Below are 18,846 nucleotides of genomic sequence, written 5' to 3'. Positions count from 1 at the left end.
AATAATTAGGAGTGAGCAGCATCTTGACGACAGAAGTTAGCAAGGCACAAACGGTTCGCAGCGAATATCCGAGGCCCCAGTTTCAGCGCCAAGAGTGGTTAACCCTCAATGGAGAATGGGATTTCAGTTTTGACGATGAAGCCATCGGCGAGGATGCAGGGTGGTATCATGCGGAAGCGCAGGCTTCCTTTACGAGGAAGATCAACGTTCCCTTTACGTTTCAAAGCAAGCTGAGCGGCATCGACGACCCTTCCTTTCATGATATCGTGTGGTACCGCAGAACGTTCGAAATTCCGCAGGACTGGAACGGAAAGAGGATCGTGCTTCATTTCGGCGCCGTGGATTATTTGGCCAAAGTATGGGTAAACGGGCACTTGGTAGCCATGCATGAAGGCGGGCATACGCCATTCCAGGCCGACATTACGGCTTCGCTCGTGAAAGGAAGCAACACGCTCGTGCTGCGGGCGGAAGATTTCAGCCGCGACGTCACCCTGCCGCGAGGCAAACAATACTGGCTTGAGCATTCGGCAAGCATCTTCTACACCCGTACGACCGGCATCTGGCAAAGCGTGTGGTTGGAGCCGGTATCCCCGGTACACTTGGGCAAAACGATGATGACGCCCGATATCGACCGCAACGAAATTCGCATCCGGACCTTCCTTGAAGGCTACAAGGCGACGGAGGATCTCAAGCTGCAGATCACCGTATCCTATCAGGGCGAGTGTGTTGCCGAAGATCAATATGCCATTCGCAGCGCGGAGCAGCTGCGGACCATCGGCCTCAGCGATTTTACGGACCATGGCCTGGGACGCCTGTGGAGCCCGGAGCATCCGAATTTATATACCATCGAATTCCGCCTTGTTCAGGATGGAGACGTCGTTGACCAGGTATCCAGCTATTTCGGGATGCGGAAGGTATCGATCGAGAACGGCAAACTGTGCCTGAATAATCGCCCGTATTTCCAGCGGCTGGTGCTGGATCAAGGTTATTTTCCCGAGGGAATCCTGACGGCGCCGTCGGATGAGGCTTTGAAGCGCGACGTGGAGCTGGCGAAGGAAATGGGATTCAACGGCGTGAGAAAGCATCAGAAAACGGAGGACCCCAGATTCCTGTACTGGTGCGACAAGCTCGGCCTGCTGTTATGGAGCGAGGCGGCCAACGCTTACGAATATTCCGAGTCGTATGTTCGCCGTTTCACGGCGGAATGGCAGGAGATCATCGAGCGGGATTATAACCATCCCTGCATCATCACCTGGGTCCCGCTGAATGAAAGCTGGGGTGTTCCCAATGTGCAGATGGATAAGCGCCAGCAGCAGCATGGGCTCGCCATGTACCATCTAACGAAGTCGTTAGACGATAGCAGACCGGTTGTATATAACGACGGATGGGAGCATATGACCACGGACTTGGTCACCATTCACGATTATGAGAGCCGCCAGGAAGTGCTGGAAGAACGGTATGCAACAGCCGCGTCCGCGGTGGAAGCCATGCCGGCGAACCGAAGAATATTCGTCGGCGGCGCTTCCTATGACGGCCAACCCATTCTCGTATCGGAGTTTGGCGGCATTGCCTTCAAGAAGAGCGAATGGGAGGGCTGGGGGTATTCCGGAGCCGAGAACGAGGAGGATTATCTGATCCGGCTCAAAGCGGTGGTGGATCCGATGTTCTCTTCCCCGGTGATCCAGGGATACTGCTACACGCAGCTGACGGACGTCGAGCAGGAAATCAACGGCCTGCTTACGTATGACCGTAAGCCGAAGGCGCCGCTCGAAACCATTCGCAAAATCATGACGGGACAATAGGAGGCACATAAAATGGGCGGGACGAATGCCTATGAAGGCGTATACCATAACGAGAAAGCCGTGTTTCTGCGGGCAGGAGCTTATGAAGCGGTCATGCTCCCGGATATCGGCGGTAATTTGATAGCGTTTCGGGACATCGAAAAGGGCTACCGGTTTCTGCATGAGCCGACGCCGGAGGAAATGCCGGCATTCAAAGCAAGGCCGATGATTCACGGCATTCCGGTGTTGTTTCCCCCGAACCGGTATCAAGATGGCGTGTTCCGGTGGAACGGCAAAATTCTTCAGCTTCCGGTCAATGAAGAGGCGACGGGACATCACCTGCATGGATTTCTGTACAACATTCCATGGGAGGTGGACGAATACGGGCATACCGGGCAGGAAGCTTATGTGACCGTGTCCGTCCGCGTGGATGAACAGCATCCGATATTCGAACACTTTCCGTTCCGGTTCCGCATTCAGCTTCGCTACGGCTTAAGCGATCAGGGATTGTCTCAGCGGGTATTGATCACCAATATGGGCACGGAAGCCATGCCGTGTTTGCTGGCGTTTCATACATCCGTTAACGCGCCGTTCGCCGAGGGGGGAGACGCCCGGGATTACCGCTTAAAGCTGACCGTCGGGAAGCGATGGGAGCTGGATGGGCGAATGCTTCCCACTGGCTCCCATCAGGAACTGTCCGCGAATGAACGGGCCATGCAAGGCGCAGGCGTTTATCCGTTCTTCGAAAGCATGGACAATCACTATACCGCCGTGCCCCAGAACGGAAGGAACCGGATGGAGCTTACCGATGAGGCCGGGAAGGTCACTCTGGTTTATGACGTGGGCACTTCCTACAAGCAATGGATGATCTGGAACAACCAAGCGACCGAGGGATTCTTTTGCCCTGAGCCGCAGATCAACCTGGTCAATGCCCCCAAAATGGATATGCCTTCCGAAGAAATCGGGTGCTTCAGTCTCGAGCCGAACGAAATCTGGGAAGAGACCAGCCGGCTGTACGTCAAGGAAAGCCGGGGCTAAAGCCCAATTAAACATAATAAAAAGGAGTTCGACATGACTCAATTAACACTACCGCGTCCCGAATACCCTCGCCCGCAATGGGTAAGGCCGCAATGGATCAATCTGAACGGTTCATGGCAATTCGAAATCGACCATGGCCGGAGCGGGAAGGAGCGCGGACTCCATGAACCTGGACATGAGCTGTCCGGAACGATCACCGTTCCATTCTGTCCCGAAAGCAAGCTGTCCGGCGTTGAGTATAAGGATTTCATGGCAGCGGTCTGGTATAAGCGGGAGTTCGAGGTCCCCAAGGATTGGAATGGCAGAATTCTGCTTCACTTCGGGGCGGTGGATTATGAAACCGAAGTCTGGGTAAACGGAGTATCCGTAGGAACGCATCGCGGGGGATATACGCCTTTCAGTTTTGATATCACATCGCATGTGAAGCCGGGCGAGAATATCGTTACCGTCTGCGCGGAAGACGATGTCCGTTCCGGACGCCAGCCGCGCGGAAAGCAAAGCGGACGCTTCTATTCGCATGGCTGCGATTACACCCGTACGACGGGGATTTGGCAAACGGTATGGCTGGAGCAAGTGCCGCAGGCTTATATGTCCGACATGAAGCTGGTGGGTGACCCGGATAATGGCTGTGCCCACCTCGAGATTAAAATCGACGGGAACGCAGCAGGCCATAAACTGACCGCATCCGCCTTGTATGAGGGGAATGCGGTAGGGAATGCAAGTGCTGTCGTATCCGGGCCGTCCGTCAAACTCACCATTCCACTGTCGGAGGTCCATTTGTGGGAAACGGGTCAGGCCAGGCTGTACGATCTGGAATTATCATTGCAAGGAGATGGCCGGGCGAGCGATACTGTCCAATCATATTTCGGCCTCCGAACCGTCATGCTGGACGGCATGGCTTTCCGCATCAACGGCAAATCCGTATTTCAGCGCCTTGTGCTGGACCAAGGCTTCTATCCGGATGGAGTCTATACGGCTCCAAGCGATGAGGATCTCCGCAAAGACATCGAAATTTCCATGGGACTGGGCTTTAACGGCGCCAGGCTTCACGAGAAGATATTCGAACCGCGCTTTCTGTATTGGGCGGACCGGTTAGGGTATCTGGTATGGGGGGAACATGCGAATTGGGGGCTGGACATTACCACTTCCGAGGGATTGTCCCATTTCCTGCCGGAATGGCTCGAAGGCATGGAACGCGATTTCAATCATCCGGCCCTCATCGGCTGGTGCCCGTTCAACGAGACGTGGGACCGGGACGGCGCCAAGCAAAACAACGATGTGCTGCGCATTGTATACGAGGTCACGAAGAAAATGGACCCGACGCGCCCCGTGATTGATACGAGCGGCAACTTCCATGTGGTGACCGATATTTTCGATATCCACGATTATGACCAAAATCCCGAAACGTTCAAGCAGCGATATGAGCCGATGAAGAACGGTGGAGAGGTGTACAACAGTTTCCCGAATCGGCAGCAGTATGGCGGCCAGCCTTATTTTATCAGCGAATACGGCGGCATTTGGTGGAATCCGGATCAGAAAGACGAGAAGTCTTGGGGTTACGGCGACAGACCGACATCCGAGGAAGCGTTTCTGGAGCGTTATGCGGGCTTAACGAACGTGCTGCTGGACCATCCCATGATGTTCGGGTTCTGTTATACCCAATTGTACGACGTGGAGCAGGAAGTGAACGGATTGTACACCTATGACAGACGATCGAAATTCGATCCTGAAGTGATCCGCCGCATTAACGCCCGCAAAGCCGCGATAGAGGATTAAGCGCTCATTATGACCGGTATCTTGAAGTAGGCTTGTACCATGTTTGGTGTATGATTGCACATTATCCGAAAGGAACGTGACGAAAGGATGAAGGTGAATTACCGGAATAAATTATTGCTCACGATATGCGCATTTCTTATTCTTCCGATGGGTCAGGCGACGCATGCGGCCACGCTTCAGAACAACTTTTACAACGTGGTCATGCAGGATGGAGCGGATCCTTGGGTGTATAAACACACGGACGGCTTTTACTACTTCACGAAAACGACCGGAGGCAACGTGACGATATGGAAGTCCGCCCAGCTTACCACGTTGGACGCGGCTCCGACGAGGGTCGTGGAAACGGGCTGCTGCGGGATCTGGGCTCCCGAATTGCATTACATCAATGGCGCCTGGTACATCTACTATGCCAAGGATGACGGGGATAACGTCAACCACCGCATGTATGTCATGGAGAACACGTCGGCGGACCCGACGCAGGGAACCTGGCAGTACAAAGGCCAGATAACGGACCCGACAAACAAATGGGCGATTGACGGCACGGTGCTGCAGGTTAACGGTCAGCTGTATTTTATCTGGTCCGGCTGGGAAGGGGACACCAATGTGCGGCAGAATCTGTACATCGCCCATATGAGCAACCCTTGGACGATTGATTCAAGCCGCGTCGAAATTGCGAGGCCTACGCACAGCTGGGAAACGAATCATTCCCCGCATGTAAACGAAGGACCCCAGGTGATTGTACGCGGCGGCGTCATCAGCCTGGTGTACTCGGCAAGCGGAAGCTGGACCAATGATTATTGCCTCGGCCTGATCACGGCAAGCACAACCAGCGATTTGCTGAATCCGGCTTCATGGACCAAGCGCAGCCAGCCTATATTCAAGTCCGGCAACGGGCTGTACGGCCCGGGCCACCATTCGTTTACCAAGTCACCCGACGGAACGGAAGACTGGATGCTATACCATGTCGCTAAATATAACAACGCGGGATGGAACCGTGAGGTCCGAGCGCAGAAATTCACATGGCACGCCGACCATACGCCGAACCTCGGCGTGCCGGCGAATCCGAATGCTCCGATAGCGCTGCCTTCCGGCGAAGCGGCGCACACCCGATATGAAGGCGAGGAGGGAACGTTCGGCGGCGTCGCCTATGCATCCCAAAGCCCTAACGGCTCGGGAGGCATGAAAGCAGGGCATATCGATACGCCGGAGAGTTACGTGGAATTTTCGGTGCATGCCCCGTCCGCAGGCGACTACATTTTGCTGGCCCGCACGGCGAACGGAACGGCCGGAGGGAATTGGTCCCATCTTATGCTCAGCGTGAATGCCGGAACGGCCGACAAATTCCATATTACGAATAAAGGGTGGGAGAACTGGGGCTTGTCCACGGCGCGGGTTCAGTTAAAGGCCGGCGTGAACACGATACGTTTTTCAAAAGGCGAAGGATACGGAGAAATCGACTTCTTCGACATCAAGCCGGCGAATTAGGACGCAGCGGATGGCTTAGTCAACCGAAAAATGAAGTGCTGCAAGCTCGATCATGGATGGCTTCCGGTTCTCCCGGAAGCCATTTCTGGCTAGGAAGGGACTGGTGTTCTTCGCCGCATCCAGGCTTATGAACGATGGCAAGATGCAGGGGAATCGCGGATGTAAGCCCTTGCAAGCATGATTGTTTTTCATTTCATTAAGAGATAAGATGAAAGGTAATGAATATGTTTAAAGGAGAGCGGATTTGTGCTGGAACTTGGTTTTAACGACCCGGAAAGACTGGTCACGGTAGCTCATGCCTTGTCAACGCGTTCTCGGGTGGATATTCTGAGGCTCTTGAATTCCAAGAACCTGAATATCATCGAAATCGCCGAGAAACTCAAACTTCCCGTTTCGACGGTGGCGAGCAACATCAAAGTGCTGGAAGCGGCAGAGTTAATCAATACGGAATTGCTTCCGGCTTCGCGCGGGGCCATGAAGGTGTGCAGCCGGAATTATGATGATATCCATATTGCGTTGAATTTGAAGAATTCGGTTCCTAAGGGAGTCACGCATGTCTATGAAGTCGATATGCCGATCGGCCATTACAGCGATTGCGAAGTGGCGCCTACCTGCGGAATGGCCAATGCGGACGGGTACATCATCAAGGAAGACGAGCCGGCGAGCTTTTACCATCCCAAGCACGTGAATGCCCAGATCATCTGGCTTCGCAAGGGATACCTGGAATACTTGATGCCGATGGATATTCCGGCCGGAGCACGAATCGAATCGCTGGAACTGTCCATGGAGATGTGCTCAGAGGCCCCCAATTATGATCATAACTGGCCTTCGAATATTTCGGTGTGGGTCAATGGCGTGGAGATCGGCATGTGGACAAGCCCCGGCGATTTCGGGGATCGCCGCGGCAAGCTGAACCCGAACTGGTGGTACGATTGGGCAACGCAATACGGGTTTCTGAAAATATGGCGCGTGGATGATGAGAAAACGACGCTGGATATGGAGAAGATATCGAGCGTTACTTTGGATCAGCTGAATATTGCTGCAAGCCCCAAACTGCGGCTGCGCATCGGCATCAAGCCCGATGCCGTGAATCAGGGAGGGCTGAATCTGTTCGGCCGCCAGTTTGGCGATCACGAACAGAATATCATCATGCAGGTGAAATATACGATGGATCAGGATGAGGAAGAGCTTTAAAAGGTTTTACGTTCACTAGTGGCTGAAGAAGGCTTTGCAGTGGATGTACAAGAACCTTCCGTAACGCATTTCGGCAACGGGGGTTTTCGTTTTCTGAAATAAGACATACCGTGGTGGCAGTGCAGTGATTTTTTCTGCGCTGTCACTTTTTTTGTTTAGGGACTGCAGGGGCGTTGTGTACTGCCGATCCCCGACTCTGATGGTAGGAGGTTTATTTTTCGAGCCTATTCTTCTCCCGGTTTACATTCCGTTTAAGTAGGGGTGTTACGATCCAAACATCATCTGTTAAGCGAATAGGAGGAGTCATAATGGAGCATGCAAAGAGAAGGAACATGGAATACAGCCCTGGCGACTTGGCTGTCGAGGCTTACGGGCTGGTCAAAACGTTTGGCGATAACCGCGCCGTGGACGGCGTGGATTTGAACGTGCGCGCCGGTACGATTTATGGCGTGTTGGGACCGAACGGCGCAGGCAAGACGACGACCATCCGAATGCTGGCCACCTTGCTAAAGCCGGATGCGGGTTCGGCCCGAATCTTCGGGCACGATGTGCTGACGGAATCGCAGATTGTCCGTCAGTTGATCGGGGTCACCGGCCAGTACGCCTCGGTGGATGAATCGCTCAGCGCTACGGAGAATCTGATCATTTTCTCCCGCTTGTTGGGGCTGGGACGCACGGAGGCACGGCGAAAGGCGGGTGAGCTGCTTGAGGAATTCGGGTTGTCGGAAGCCGCCAAACGGCCGCTCAAACATTTCTCCGGCGGCATGCGGAGAAGGTTGGATCTGGCGGCAAGCCTCATTGCCCAGCCGCCGCTCATCTTCCTGGATGAACCGACGACGGGGCTGGATCCAAGGACGCGTTCCCAGATGTGGGATACGATCCGCCGATTGGTGAAGACCGGCTCAACGGTGCTGCTGACCACGCAGTATCTGGAGGAGGCGGACCAACTGGCAGACCGGATCGCCGTAATTGATTACGGGCGGGTCGTGGCCGAGGGGACGGCGGATGAACTGAAGATGTCGGTAGGGACTTCCTCGCTGCACTTGACCGTCCAGGATGCAGTGGATATGGGCCGCGCCCGCCACACCGTGGAACAGGTGCTAGGCGTTCATGCCAACATATCGCCGGAAGCCGGAAAGATAACGGCGCCGATGGCTAATGCGGGTCTAGTTACAGACCTGTTGATCGAGCTGCGCACGGCAGGCATCGGCTTGTCCGAGATGAGCGTGCAGAAGCCGACCCTGGATGAGGTGTTCCTGACGATCACCGGCCACGGCGTGAAGGAAGACGATGCCCCATCGTCTAGTGAATCCAACGATAGAGAGGTGACAAGAGTATGAGCAGCACGATCATGAAATCGGGGACGGAACGCAGGCTTAAAAACCGCACGAGTTTCGGTCAGACGGTACGAAACTCGTTGACGATGGCCTACCGGGGTCTGCTGAAGCTCCGGCGCACGCCCGAGCAGCTGTTTGACGTTACGTTCCAGCCCATTATTTTCGCGCTGATGTTCACCTATATTTTTGGCGGCGCCATCTCCGGCGACGTGGCCAGTTATTTGCCTGTCATCATTCCCGGCATCCTCGTTCAAACCGTGATTACGACCTCCGTCGTCACGGGCGTGCAGCTGCGCGAGGATATGGATAAAGGCGTATTCGACCGATTCAAGTCGCTGCCGATTGCGCGAATTGCTCCGCTTGCAGGCGCCCTGCTGGCAGATACCGTTCGTTATACCATTGCAACGGTGCTTACCTTTTCGATGGGATACGTCATGGGTTACCGCCCGGGCGGGGGCCTGGGTTACGTTGCTCTTGCCGCGCTGATCGTCATTGTATGCTCATGGGCGATCAGCTGGATATTCGCGTTCTTCGGCGTGATTGCAAGATCCGCCTCCGGCGTGCAGGGGATATCGATGATCGTGCTGTTTCCGCTCACGTTTCTCTCCAACGCCTTCGTGCCGGTAGATACGATGCCGGGCTGGCTGCAGTGGTTCGTGAACATCAACCCGATATCGCATCTGGTGACGGCTGTCCGGGATCTGACGAACTCCGGAACCGTGGGCTGGGATCTGACGATATCCTTGGTCGGCGCCGCGATCATCGTGGCGATCTTTGCTCCGATCACGGTTCGTGCATATATGCGCCGCACCTAATATTCTGGGGACACCTCCGGCGGTATTCACCCATGCTGCCGGGGTAAGCGGGACGTCCGTCCAAAACGGAGTTGACATCGATTTATTAATTCACTATACTGTCTGTAATCTTATAAGCGACATACGTTGAAAGAGCCCAGTAGCAGCTTGGTCCCTGTTCTAGAAAGCCGGGGGGAGATGGAACCCGGTACATACCAACGCAGCGAATTACACTCTGGAGTATCTCGGGTAATGCCGAGCGGAAACGGCGAACGATACCTCGTCTAATGAGCGGCATGAATGGCGCGCGGCAAGCGTTGCAGACCATTCGTGCAATCTGGGTGGTAACACGGTTATGAATCGTCCCTATGTCTGTAACAGACAAGGGGCGATTTTTTGTTTTTTCAACAGATGGGCGTTTCGTTATAAGGAAAAATTATGTATTGAAGGAGTGTTAACGCTGTGAATATTATCGACGAACTGGAATGGCGCGATGCGATCAACCAACAGACGGATGCCGAAGGCCTCCGGGAGCTTACGAATGAAAAGTCGATTTCGCTGTACTGCGGCGTGGATCCTACGGGCGACAGCATGCATATCGGTCACCTGATTCCCTTCATCATGCTCAAACGCTTCCAGCTTGCCGGCCATCGTCCGGTCATTCTGATCGGGGGCGCGACCGGCACCATCGGGGATCCAAGCGGACGTCAAACCGAGCGCTCCCTCCAGACGCTGGAGCAGGTTCAAGCTAACGTGGACGCGCTCACCGGACAAATGAAAAAGCTCTTCGTGACGGAGGGCGACAATCAAATCCGCATGGTCAACAACTACGACTGGACGCATAAGATCAACATTATCGAATTCCTGCGCGATTACGGGAAGAACTTCAGCATTAACTCGATGCTGGCGAAGGACGTGGTTGCGAGCCGGCTTGACAGCGGGATTTCGTTTACGGAATTCTCATACCAAATCCTGCAGTCGGTCGATTACCTGCATCTGTACCAGCATGAGGACGTGCAGCTGCAAATCGGCGGATCGGACCAATGGGGCAACATTACAAGCGGACTGGATTTGATCCGGAAGAAGGAAGGACCCGAAGCCAAAGCCTTCGGCCTGACCATACCGCTCATGCTGAAGGCCGACGGCACGAAGTTCGGCAAAACGGCCGGCGGCGCGATCTGGCTTGACCCGAACAAAACGACGCCGTTCGAGTTCTACCAGTTCTGGGCGAACACCGACGACCGCGACGTCGTCAAATACTTGAAATACTTCACCTTCCTGACCAAGGAGCAAATTGACGAGCTGGCCGAAAAGGTGCAGAGCGAGCCGCATAAACGCGAAGCGCAAAAAACGCTGGCCGAGGAAATGACGAGATTCGTGCACGGCGAGGAGATGCTGGAGCAGGCCAAGCGCATCACGGCGGCTCTGTTCAGCGGCGATATTAAATCGCTCACGGCCGATGAGATCGAGCAGGGCTTCAAGGAGATGCCGACGTTCGAAGCAACGCCGGAAACGAAGAATATCGTGGACTGGCTCGTGGATCTGGGCATCGAGCCTTCCAAGCGGCAAGCGCGCGAGGATATCACCAAAGGCGCGATCTCGATGAACGGCGAACGCGTCAGCGATTTGGGCCACGAGGTGACAGCCGACCAGGCGATTGGCGGCCGGTTTATCATCATTCGCAAGGGCAAGAAAAACTACAGTTTGGTGAAAATGTCCTAGAAGGGTAACCATCAGGGAAATAGGTCTCCCCGGACGAACGCACCCGCAAAAGCCGCTAAACACTTTCATGTGCTTAGCGGCTTTCGTATGATCAGGTTAGCCAGAATCTTCTGGTTGGCCTTTATATTAGAGATGAGAAAAAACTTCGAAGGCTTACTCTCCTGATCTCGCCAAAAAAAATGCTGTATGCGGTCTGTCTTCGAGAGGGTACGTCGATCGTCGTTTTTCTTTTATTTGAAAGTTTCTCTCCTTTAATAGGATAATATCTGTAGCGTTAAAGGAGGTAGATGATATCATGAACATTCAACTGCAGACCGAGCTGTGCGAACGGTTTGGCATCCGCTATCCGCTTATATTGGCTGGAATGGCCGGGGGGCCGACAACCGTTGAGCTGGTCGCCGCCGTATCCAACGCAGGCGGGCTCGGTACGCTGGGTGCGGCTTACATGGAGCCGGCCGCCATTCGCCATAGCATCCAGGAAATCCGCAAGCGGACGGATCAACCTTTTGCCGTCAACCTTTTTGCGTCCCGGGCCTCGGATCGCCAGGAGCGAATCGAAGATGTTCAACAGGAGTTAAACCGGATGCGCGGCGACCTTGGCATTCCCCATGCGGGGTCGGAACACGTAACAACGCCCGATTGGTTTGAGCAGCAATTCGCGGTTCTGCTCGAAGAGAAGGTGCCCGTTATCAGCACGGCATTCGGTATTCCGGATGAGCCCCTTATGCGGCAAGCGAAAGAAGCTAAACTGCTTGTGGTTGCGATGGCAACCACGGTGCGCGAAGCTATCCTGGCCGAGCAAGCAGGTTGCGACGCCGTCGTTGCCCAAGGCAGCGAAGCAGGGGGGCATCGGGGCACGTTTGATATTTCGGAGCACCCGATGGGGGCCCAAATCGGAACGTTTGCTTTGGTGCCGCAGATCGTGGACCGGGTCAAGATTCCCGTCATTGCCGCCGGGGGCGTCATGGATGGACGCGGACTTGTGGCCTCGCTTGTTCTTGGCGCCCAAGCCGTTCAGATGGGGACGCGCTTTCTGACGGCGGCCGAATCGGGTGCGCATGAGGTTTACCAGCAAGCGCTGCTTCGCAGCACGGAAGAGAGCACGGTCATTACCAAAGCGTTCTCGGGGCGGCCGGCGAGAGGCATCCGCAATGCCTTCATTAAGCAATGGGATGCAGGCGGCGTAGAGCCGCTGCCTTTCCCTACGCAGAATACGGTGACCCGCGACATACGAAATGCCGCCAATCGCCAAAGCAATCCGGAATATATGTCCTTATGGGCAGGGCAAGGCACAAGAGGGCTCACTTCGGGCCAATCCGCAGCAGATATCGTAGCCGAGACGATCCAAGAAGCGCTGTTGATTTGTCCATATCGCAACTCCGACGATGAGAGCTGAGAGAGGTTATGCGTCTAAACTTAGGAAATTCATTTATGCAGCAGGCCGCCTAAGGAAGAACCTTTGGGTGGCCTGCCAGCCTTTTATCAGAAATCGTAAGTATCTCCGCCAAACTTGAAGGATGGCTTGATCATCATATAAATATAAATAATTTCGATACTTCAACCGTTCAGTCGGAGTCGCTGCATTGCGTTGTTCTCTCTTAACGCCTATCACCTCGCCTTTGAATCGGACTCCTGTTAAAGCGCTCTAATTATAAAATCTTTCATCGTATGCGCAACCCTTCCAATCATGCTTCCGGTTCGACTGCAGCGAGCGGAGGTAGCGCACAAGAGGGAAAACCCTGCATCCGTCGAACACTTAAACATAGCAAACAATAAGTTGAAAACTGCTGCAATGACGGCATAACGGGGGTTATGATGTCCACGACGATTTTGTCCACGAAATTATATATTCCTTCTCCACGGTCCCAGGCTGTCCTTCGTCCCAGACTGATCGAACGTTTGAACGAGGGGCTGCGTCTGCACCGGAAGCTGACCACGATTTCCGCCTCTGCCGGGAGCGGCAAAACCACGCTGCTCAGCCAATGGATCGGGGGCTGTCCGCAGCCCGTTGCCTGGCTGTCCTTGGAAAAGGAGGACCGTGAGCCATCCAGATTTTTCGCTTACCTCTTGGCTGCCCTGCAAACCATCGGGGTTGATATCGAAGAGAGGATGGTGAGCACACTCCACGCCCCGTCTCCGCATCCTCTGCCAATCGAAGCCATCGTTATGGCCATGCTGAATCAAATCACAGCCAAGCTTGACCGTGTCATCCTTGTGCTTGATGACTACCACGTGCTTGATTCCAAACCGATAGACCGCGCCCTTGGCTTTCTCATTGAGCACATGCCGCCACAGATGCATGTGGTTATCGCCAGCCGCAAGGATCCCGATCTGCCCGTGGCCCGGCTCCGTGCAAGGAACCAACTGACGGAAGTACGGACACCGGATTTGCGGTTCACCTCCACTGAAACCTCCGAATTCATGCGGCATGTGATGGGGCTGGACCTGTCAGGGGAGGATGCAGCGCTTATTGCATCCCGTACGGAAGGCTGGATCGCCGGCCTGCAGTTAGCGGCGCTGTCCTTGCAGGGCCATCGAGACGCTGCGGGCTTTATTCGATCCTTCAGCGGCAGCCACCGCTACGTGCTGGACTATTTGATTGAAGAAGTGCTGCAGCAGCAGCCTGAGAGCGTGCAGGATTTTTTGCTGCGCACTTCCATTCTCGACTGGCTCAGCGGTTCCTTGTGCGAATACGTTTTGCAGAGGGAAGACGGTGATTCCCCGATGGCGGCCGTTTCCGGACAAGAAACCCTGGAGTACCTGGAACGTGCCAATCTGTTCATCGTTCCGTTAGATAACGAGAGGCGCTGGTACCGGTATCATCACTTGTTCTCGGATGCATTGCGGCAACGCCTATCCCGAAAAAGCAAGGATGCCGAAGACGGGAAGAGGATCGTGGCGGAACTGCATCGGCGTGCCAGCGACTGGCATGATCGTCATGATTTTTGGCTGGAGGCTTTCCAGCATGCGGCTGCTGCCCAGGACATGGATCGCGCCGCGCGTCTGATTGAAGGGGAGGGGATGCCCCTGGTCTTCCGTGGAGCGATCCACCCCGTGCTCGATTGGCTGGATTCCCTGCCGAAGGCAGAATTGGACGCAAGGCCGGCGCTTAATGTCATGCATGCCTCCGCTCTCCTGATGGTCGGCCAAATGAACCGCGTCGAACGCAAACTTCAAGCCGCCGAGGTTCATTTGCCAGCCGAGGAGAACGGCAATACCCGGGATCTCATAGGACATATTGCCTCCATACGTGCGACGCTTGCGGTTAGCAAGCATCAGCCGGAAGTCATCATGACGGAGTCGCGACGGGCCTTGGAATATTTAAGTCCGCATAATCTGCCTGTCCGCACGGCCTCGATGTGGACGCTGGGATACGCTTACCAGCTCCTGGGCGATCGTGCCGCGGCAGGCCGGGCCTATGAGGAGGCCGTTGCCATCAGTCAGAAGATCGGACATTTCATGATTGCCATGATGGCAACGCTAGGACTCGGACTTCTTCAGGAAGCGGATAATCAATTATATGCAGCAGCCGTGACCTATCGACGCGTTCTGGAATTGGCGGGTGACCCTCCGCCGCCGGCAGCATGCGAAGCGCATTTGGGCCTGGCCCGAATCTGCCGTGAGTGGAATGACCTTGATGCCGCTGAACGGCATGGGCTGAAGGCCCTTCAATTAGCCGCGCAGTTTGATCAAACCGACAGAGCCGTGGCTTGCGAGGTGTTTCTCGCGAGGCTGAAGCTATCGCGAGGAGAAGTGAGGGAAGCAGCCGCCATGTTAGCTAAAGCGGATCGCCTCGGGCGTCAGCAGCAGTTCATGAGTCAGCTACCCTTCATTGCCGAAGCGCAGGTGCTTGTCCTGCTTCAACAAGGAGATTTCAGTGAAGCTTCCCAGCTGGCGCAGGAGCATGGGCTCCCTCTCAGCCAGGCTAGAGTTTTGTTGGCTAAAGGGCAGGCGGGGGCTGCTCAGGCGATCATGGAACCCCTGCTGGCGCAGATGGAAGCTAAGGAATGGGCCGACGAGCAGCTTAAGGTCATGGTCGTGCTGGCCCTGGCTCTGCATGCCCAGGGTGATAGGCTGAAAGCTGCCCGGATCGCCGCAAAGGCTGTGGCGAAGGCCGAGCCCGGCGGTTTTATCCGGTTATTCATCGATGAAGGGCCGCCGATGCAGGAGCTGCTCAGAGCAGCATCTGCCAGCCAACCGATACGAGATGCAACCGGAACCCAACCGATGCATGATTATCTGGAGAAGCTGCTGCATGCTTTTGAGATGGAAGGACTGGAAAGCGCGGGCAAGTCCTCTCCAAGCCAGCTTCAGCTTGCAGAGTCTCTGATCGAGCCCCTAAGCCGACGGGAATTGGAGGTGCTGCGTCTCATTGCCCAAGGACTTTCCAATCGTCAGATCAGCGAAAAGCTTTTTGTTGCGCTTAGTACCGTCAAAGGGCATAACCGGATCATATTCGATAAACTTCAGGCTACCCGCCGTACCGAAGCTGTTGCGCGTGCGCGCGAGCTGGGCTTGCTGTAGGTGACAGCCCGGTTTGAATACCGTATTTTATTCGAAAACCATACTAAAGTATCTATATCCCGGTGCGTCTCGGCAGATATACTGATTGCAAAAGCAGGTTTGGAGGAAACCCATGAAAGCAATGGTATGCACCGCATACGGACCACCGGAGGTGTTACAGCTCCAGGAGGTAGCGAAGCCTATTCCTAAGGATCACGAAGTTCGGATCAAAATTTATGCCACTACCGTCAATTCGGGGGATTGCCGCGTGCGGGGATTTCGCAGTCCTCTATTGTATAAAATTCCCATGCGATTGGTGCTGGGTCTGAGGAAGCCGAGACAACCGATTCTCGGGGTGGAGCTGGCGGGGGAAGTGGAAGCGGTAGGCCAGGATGTTACACGGTTCAAGATCGGCGATCAGGTTCTGGCATTCAGGGGAATGCGGTTTGGCACGTATGCGCAGTACATCTGCATGCACGAAGACGGGATGATCGTAATGAAGCCGGAGCACGTGACTTATGACGATGCGGCCGCGATCTTTTTCGGAGGGACGACGGCCCTGCATTTTTTTAGAAAAGCGAACATCCGGCAGGGGCACAAGGTTCTGATCTATGGTGCATCCGGCGCGGTGGGGAATTTAGCCGTACAGCTTGCCAAACATGCGGGAACCGTGGTTACCGGCGTTTGCAGCACCGTGAATGTAGAGCTGGTGAAGTCGCTCGGAGCCGATCAAGTCGTGGATTATACCCAAGAGGATATTTCGAAAAGCGGGGATCGGTACGACATCATTCTGGACGCGGTCGGCAAACTGCCGAAATCCCGTTGCAAGCATTTGCTTGCCGCGGGCGGGAGTTATGTAACGGTAGAAGGGCAGGGAGTAGCCAAGGTGCTGATGGAGGATTTGCGACGGCTTACGGATCTGCTTGGGGAAGGGAAGATCAAACCGGTCATCGATAGAAGGTATGCATTGGAGCAAATCGCCGAGGCACACCGATACGCGGATACGGGGCGTAAGAGGGGCAGTGTTGTCATCACGGTGGGGCATGATCATTGAGGAAAGAAAAGTTGACTTCGCGATGCGCATGAAGTATGACAGCCGATGAATGAGGAAACGTCGTTATTCACGGTGCGCATGAGTGTGACAGCAGATGAATAAGGAACAGTCGCCACGGTGCTGAGTGTGACAGCAGATGAATGAGGAACAGTCGTCACTGTGCTGAGTGTGACAGCAGATGAAGCAGGGACAGTTGTCGTTCACGGTGCACATGAGTATGACAGCCGATGAAGCAGGGCATCATCTTTCCGTTACATCTAGTCGACAGCCATCCAAGCATGCCACTGACCGCGTACCGTGGGCGTGGGAGTAGCGTGCACGATGTACAAAATCAGGCCGATCCTGCAGCGGGTCGGCTTTTCTCATTGGGAGCGCTGGACAACGTCAGAGCGCAGCAGCAGGAAGAATATCTCCAAACCTTCTAAGGAAGTGAGATATAATAGAACAAACGGCAAACGAAGGAATTCCAAGGGAAGGACGGCTGCACACGATGTCCAAAGCGGATAATATGCTGGCAATTCTTTGGCTGCTGAAATCGCGCAAAAGAATTTCGGCAAAACAGCTATCGGAGGAACTGGGCGTTCACATCCGAACGATTTACCGGAATATCGATGCCCTATGCATTTCGGGAGTGCCTGTCATTTCGGAGATGGGACGCGACGGAGGGTACTCCATTCCGGATCATATCAAGCTGGAGCCCTTGTTTTTTGATGCCGATGAGCAAAAAGCGCTTCTTCATGCAGCAGCATTCGCACGGGAAGCGGGGTATCCATCCGAAGAGCCGCTGAATCGGGCCATATCCAAAATCAAACGATATACGAATCCGGAGCAGTTGAAGCGTTTGGAGCAACAGGAGAACAGTATCGAGGCCATCCATCCGCCTGCAGCCTCCGGGCTTACCTCCATGCTGCATGAGATCGAAGCCGGGATCGACCGGCAAACCAGTCTCGAGATCGATTACACAACAGGCTATGATGGCGTTAAGCAGACACGGACCTTAGATCCCTATGGGCTCGTTCACTGGAAGAGCAAATGGTATGCGGTTGGCTATTGCCATCTGCGCGGTGAAATTCGCTCCTTCCGTGTCGACCGCATGGGCCAGATTCGGCCTACCGACGTCGTGTTTGACCGCCCGGCGACATTTTCCCCGCGTGAATTTTTATTGGACAGCCTGTTGATGGAGCAAGGCTCCGAATCCAATCCCCATTTGGTTTCCGTGCATATCCAAGGCATCCCCCAAGCTTTGGACGATTTATGCGGGCATTGGCTGCTCGGCCACGCGCTCGTCGAACGTACGGCGGAGGAGGCGGTGTTTAGACTGGATGAGTCTACGTTGTATACGCAAGTTGCTTACTATCTTCTATCCTTCGGCGGTAAGATTCGCATCGTCGGGCCCGAGGAGCTGAAATCAGGTTTGGCCGATATTGCCGAGTCGTTATTCAAATATTATCAAAGCTGATGATAAACACTGACCTTCTTTGTCAGTGTTTGTGTTATATAATGAACTCCATCAGATCGTATCAGGAGGAGAGCGCGCGATGGTTGGCTCCATTTTTAAACAAGAAGTGATAAAAGCAACGGAACGTTCGTGGGAAGCATGGGTCGTAGCCCTTGGGCAGGAAGTGGACCCGCTCTGGTCCCATGAGCAGATCAGAAACCACATTGTCGAGCAGCATCAGGTATCCGGGGAGTGGGGCGAATGGATCGCCACGATGTACGAACAGCTGATGGGCCGGGTGCCTGTCGGCGTTACGAAAGATGCCGGGGTTCAGATCGGTGTCAGGAAAACGATGGCCGTGACGAAGGAGAGCCTGTGGGATTTCCTCAAGTCTCCAGAGGGCCTGTCATTATGGATCGGAGCTGTTCCTTCTCTGGAGCTGCGGGTCGGGCAGGAATATGAGTCGAAGGAAGGCGTGTCCGGCAAAATTACGGTGGTCGTCCCTTACCATAAGCTGCGCCTGACCTGGAAACGTAAGGAGTGGGACAACCCGTCCCGGCTGCAAATTTATGTGCTGTCCACGAAAACGGGAAACACGACCATCGCGATCCATCAGGAGATGTTGGATGACGTTTATGTGCGAGAGATCATGAGGCGTTTTTGGGATGAGACGCTGATTGAGATCCAGCATCAGGTGGAGGGCAGAAGTAGTGAGGTTTGAGGA

Annotated in this window: 14 protein-coding genes and 1 other annotated feature; all 14 genes read left to right on the top strand. The window is 54.6% G+C overall.

The genetic code is table 11. From position 1 onward, the window contains the following. Positions 1-23 precede the first annotated feature (23 nt). The 14 genes from RB298_RS20980 (at position 24) to RB298_RS20915 (ending at position 18,843) form a co-directional block, all read left to right on the top strand. Positions 24-1,802: a glycoside hydrolase family 2 protein gene (locus RB298_RS20980; protein ID WP_486048398.1), complete on the top strand. Its 1,779-nt coding sequence runs from the start codon at positions 24-26 to the stop codon at positions 1,800-1,802. A gap of 12 nt (positions 1,803-1,814) precedes the next feature. Then, complete coding sequence (locus RB298_RS20975; RefSeq protein WP_486048396.1) at positions 1,815-2,819, top strand: aldose epimerase family protein; 1,005 nt, start codon at positions 1,815-1,817, stop codon at positions 2,817-2,819. Positions 2,820-2,852: 33 nt separating this feature from the next. Further along, positions 2,853-4,595, top strand: a complete 1,743-nt coding sequence (locus RB298_RS20970; protein WP_486048394.1) for a glycoside hydrolase family 2 protein — start codon at positions 2,853-2,855, stop codon at positions 4,593-4,595. A gap of 87 nt (positions 4,596-4,682) precedes the next feature. Then, a complete protein-coding gene (locus tag RB298_RS20965) occupies positions 4,683-6,080 on the top strand; it encodes a family 43 glycosylhydrolase (protein WP_213579476.1) in 1,398 nt (465 codons plus the stop codon). A gap of 246 nt (positions 6,081-6,326) precedes the next feature. Beyond that, positions 6,327-7,274 carry an ArsR/SmtB family transcription factor gene (locus RB298_RS20960; protein WP_096776185.1) on the top strand — a complete coding sequence of 316 codons (948 nt, stop codon included), beginning with the start codon at positions 6,327-6,329 and terminating at the stop codon, positions 7,272-7,274. 308 nt (positions 7,275-7,582) lie between these two features. Further along, on the top strand, positions 7,583-8,614 hold the full coding sequence (gene tetA(58), locus RB298_RS20955) for a tetracycline efflux ABC transporter Tet(58) subunit A (RefSeq protein WP_486048392.1): 1,032 nt from the start codon (positions 7,583-7,585) through the stop codon (positions 8,612-8,614). Continuing rightward, entirely contained in the window at positions 8,611-9,426 is an 816-nt protein-coding gene (tetB(58), locus tag RB298_RS20950) for a tetracycline efflux ABC transporter Tet(58) subunit B (RefSeq protein ID WP_486048390.1), read from the top strand. The genes tetA(58) and tetB(58) overlap by 4 nt, the downstream gene beginning before the upstream one ends. A 117-nt stretch (positions 9,427-9,543) precedes the next feature. Beyond that, positions 9,544-9,776: a binding site (T-box leader), on the top strand. A 91-nt stretch (positions 9,777-9,867) separates the two neighbouring features. Beyond that, a complete protein-coding gene (tyrS, locus tag RB298_RS20945) occupies positions 9,868-11,127 on the top strand; it encodes a tyrosine--tRNA ligase (RefSeq protein WP_009591882.1) in 1,260 nt (419 codons plus the stop codon). Positions 11,128-11,422: 295 nt separating this feature from the next. Further along, positions 11,423-12,523, top strand: a complete 1,101-nt coding sequence (locus tag RB298_RS20940) for an NAD(P)H-dependent flavin oxidoreductase (RefSeq protein ID WP_486048388.1) — start codon at positions 11,423-11,425, stop codon at positions 12,521-12,523. A gap of 419 nt (positions 12,524-12,942) precedes the next feature. Further along, on the top strand, positions 12,943-15,651 hold the full coding sequence (locus RB298_RS20935; RefSeq protein ID WP_486048386.1) for a winged helix-turn-helix domain-containing protein: 2,709 nt from the start codon (positions 12,943-12,945) through the stop codon (positions 15,649-15,651). 112 nt (positions 15,652-15,763) lie between these two features. Beyond that, a complete protein-coding gene (locus RB298_RS20930; protein ID WP_486048384.1) occupies positions 15,764-16,684 on the top strand; it encodes an NAD(P)-dependent alcohol dehydrogenase in 921 nt (306 codons plus the stop codon). Positions 16,685-17,005: 321 nt separating this feature from the next. Continuing rightward, positions 17,006-17,191, top strand: coding sequence for a hypothetical protein (locus RB298_RS20925; RefSeq protein ID WP_145037067.1), 186 nt, complete (start codon positions 17,006-17,008; stop codon positions 17,189-17,191). Beyond that, positions 17,175-18,143: a helix-turn-helix transcriptional regulator gene (locus RB298_RS20920; RefSeq protein WP_486048382.1), complete on the top strand. Its 969-nt coding sequence runs from the start codon at positions 17,175-17,177 to the stop codon at positions 18,141-18,143. Before RB298_RS20925 ends, RB298_RS20920 begins: the two co-directional genes overlap by 17 nt. Positions 18,144-18,222: 79 nt before the next feature. Beyond that, entirely contained in the window at positions 18,223-18,843 is a 621-nt protein-coding gene (locus tag RB298_RS20915) for an SRPBCC domain-containing protein (RefSeq protein WP_486048381.1), read from the top strand. The last annotated feature ends 3 nt before the right edge of the window (positions 18,844-18,846 follow it).

The sequence above is a fragment of the Priestia sp. BR_2 genome (genome assembly GCF_041954005.1).
In the GTDB taxonomy this organism is placed as follows: domain Bacteria; phylum Bacillota; class Bacilli; order Paenibacillales; family Paenibacillaceae; genus Paenibacillus_AQ; species Paenibacillus_AQ lautus_A.
Note: the sequence above shows the minus strand (reverse complement) of the source record. Positions and strands in the feature narration are given on the sequence as shown.